Below are 2,626 nucleotides of genomic sequence, written 5' to 3'. Positions count from 1 at the left end.
GTTGATTAGCATGCGCGTGACCAGGTGTTTCGATGGTCGGTGATGAGGCTGAGACCGCGGTCGGTGCTGAAGGCCGTGGTGCGACAGGCTTCGGCGATGTTGTCGGCGCCGTGCAGGCGGTGCAGGTTCATCGCGGTGTTGCGCATTCTCTGAACTCGACTCCGAACGGTTGTTCGACCGGTCGGTGTGTCAGGAATCGGTTGGGAGCGTTGGCGTTCCGAGGTCGACGGTCGTTTTCGGGGACCGTTTGTCGATCTGGGAGAGTTTGTCTTCGGCGGCGGCGAGACTGACCTGCAGTCCGTCGACTTCGCCGAGCCAGCCCTCGCGTTCGGCTTCGGCGATGCGGGCGGTGAGGTTGTCGCAGATCTCGACCAGACGGGGTCGTTGGTTGGGGTCTGGCCACAGCAGTGCGCAACGGACACAAGCGTGTTCGGGGATGCACGGTGTTCCGAAGGCGCGACCACAGGTGCCGATGGAAACCTTGCGACGTCGAAGTTTCTCTGCACCAAGCAAGCCGACACGCCGACGGCAGAAGCCCAGGCGCACCCGAGAGGCGTCGTTCCCGACTCCAGCGGGCCAACCCAGTTCACAGCCGGTCAGCTCAACGCGCTGGTACGTGAATCGAGGTGACCATTGCAGGCGAAGCCACCCCGGCGGAGTCGGGTTATCTTCTGGCGGCGCGTATGTAAGTGGTCAGGCGGCGGGTTCGAGGGTGACGGTGTATCCCTGGGCTTGTAGTTTGGCGACGAGGCGACGGGTCTCGATCTCGGGGTCGACGCGGCGGGTGAAGTAGTCGGCACCGAGATCCTGGTAGGGGCGGCCGGTGGTCAGCACGTGCCAGATGATGACGATCATTTTGTGCGCGACGGCGATGATTGCTTTTTTCTTGGCGATGGGGCTGCTGAAGCCGCCGAATTTGCGGACCTGTCGGCGGTAGAACGAGCGCAGGTACCCGTCGGCACGCACGGCCACCCAGGCGCACTCGACCAGCCAGGGCTGCAGGTGCTGGTTGCCTTTGCGGCGTTTCCCGTGATGTCGTTTACCCGCCGACTCGTGGTTGCCCGGACACAGGCCCGTCCACGATGCCAGCTGCTCGGGGGTGGGGAACCAGCCGCCGAGGTCGGCGCCGATCTCCGACACGATCGCGGCCGAGGCCAGCGGTCCGACACCGGGGATGCTGGTCAGCAGGTCCCGCTGAGGTCGAAAGGGCGCCATCATCTCCTCGACCTGGGCGTCGAGCTTGGCGATCATGTCCTGCAGGTGGTCTAGGTGCTCGAGGTGCAGCCGGCACATCAACGCATGGTGATCGCCGAAGCGGCCCTCCAGCGCCCGCGCCAGATCAGAAATCTTGGCCCGCATCCGCCCTTTGGCCAGATCGGCCAGTACCGCCGGGCGGCGTTCCCCGTCGATCAGCGCCTCCACCATCGCCCGCGCCGACTGGGTGGCCAGCTTGGACGCCACCGAGTCGATCTTGATGCCGGCGTCTTGGAGCACGTTGCCGAGCCGCTGCAACTCGCTGGTGCGCGACTCGGTCAGCTTGGTGCGGTAACGGATCACATCCCGAGCCGCCTTGACGTCGGCCGGCGGGATGAAACTGCCCTGCAGCAGTCCGCACTCCAGCAGCTGCACCAGCCACTCGGCGTCGGACAAGTCGGTTTTGCGGCCCGGCACGTTCCTCACGTGTCCGGCGTTGCACACCAGCACTCGCTCGAAATCGCCGTGCTCGACCAGTGCATGATAGACCGGCATCGAGTAGATCCCCGTCGCCTCCATAGCCACATGCGTGACACCCTGACGGGTCAGCCAGCGCGCGGCATCACCGAGCACTCCGTAGAACGTCTTGAAAGTGCGCTTCACCGTTGCCCGGCCGTCGGGCCCGTCACCGGGCAGCCGCACAGCCACCGCGATGACATCCTTACCAACATCGACAGCAGCGCACCGCTCGTACAGAACTTGCACGTCCAATCCTCCTTCCGGGTCGGTTGACAGCGGCGCGCGTCGCCCGCGGAGCCCCCAAACATGAAGTTAGAGACTGGTACTCGCGCTCATAGCGGCAACCGGGGACACCCGAGGGTGGGGCTCCAGCGTCAATCTCTTCTACGGCCTAGACGGGCCAAGCCGTTTCGACGTCAGCGGGCGACGCGCACACCGATTCTCATCCACCCGCGAGCGGGCGCGCCAGCACCCATTCCCATCTCTTCTCTTCTGACACTTCCGTGGGTCTGTAACACGTAGAGGAAGGCGCACGTCGTTGTCGCTTAGGGTTTCTGGCTTAGCGAAGGTCAGGAACCGAAGAGCGAGGAAACGACGTGCGCAATGTGAGCCTATGGCGTGCGCTGTTGGGTGTCGACAAGCGAACGGTGATCGAGGACGTCGAGTTGGGCGACGGCGGGAGCGAGCATGGCGGGGCGGAGGTGGTCATTGCGCATGTGCGGCCGCGGCGGGGTGCGGGGGGCCGCTGCGGCCGGTGTGGGCGGAAGGCGCCGTGGTACGACCGGGGTGAGGGCCGGCGCCGCTGGCGAGGGCTGGATTGGGGAACAGTGCGGGTGTGGCTGGAGGCCGACGCGCCGCGGGTGAACTGCCCCGAGCACGGTCCCACCGTGGTGGCGGTGCCGTGGGCGCGGCA

Annotated in this window: 3 protein-coding genes and 1 pseudogene; 1 reads left to right on the top strand and 3 read right to left on the bottom strand. The window is 65.7% G+C overall.

Going from position 1 to position 2,626, the window contains the following annotated elements:
* Positions 1-5 precede the first annotated feature (5 nt).
* The 3 genes and pseudogenes from VMD50_RS16530 to VMD50_RS16520 all read right to left on the bottom strand — a co-directional run.
* Positions 6-146 (bottom strand): annotated as a pseudogene (locus VMD50_RS16530) (ISAs1-like element ISMul1 family transposase); the annotation flags it as partial.
* A gap of 43 nt (positions 147-189) precedes the next feature.
* Positions 190-546, bottom strand: coding sequence for a hypothetical protein (locus VMD50_RS16525; RefSeq protein ID WP_325428811.1), 357 nt, complete (start codon positions 544-546; stop codon positions 190-192).
* A gap of 147 nt (positions 547-693) precedes the next feature.
* Positions 694-1,959, bottom strand: a complete 1,266-nt coding sequence (locus VMD50_RS16520; RefSeq protein ID WP_325428810.1) for an IS110 family RNA-guided transposase — start codon at positions 1,957-1,959, stop codon at positions 694-696.
* A gap of 350 nt (positions 1,960-2,309) precedes the next feature.
* Between VMD50_RS16520 and VMD50_RS16515 the strand changes: the two genes are divergently transcribed.
* Positions 2,310-2,626: transposase family protein (locus tag VMD50_RS16515; protein WP_325428809.1), on the top strand; the 317-nt coding region annotated here is incomplete at its 3' end.

Origin of the sequence: Mycobacterium sp. (genome assembly GCF_035506235.1) — a bacterium.
In the GTDB taxonomy this organism is placed as follows: domain Bacteria; phylum Actinomycetota; class Actinomycetes; order Mycobacteriales; family Mycobacteriaceae; genus Mycobacterium.
This window is presented reverse-complemented; position numbering and strand designations above follow the sequence as displayed.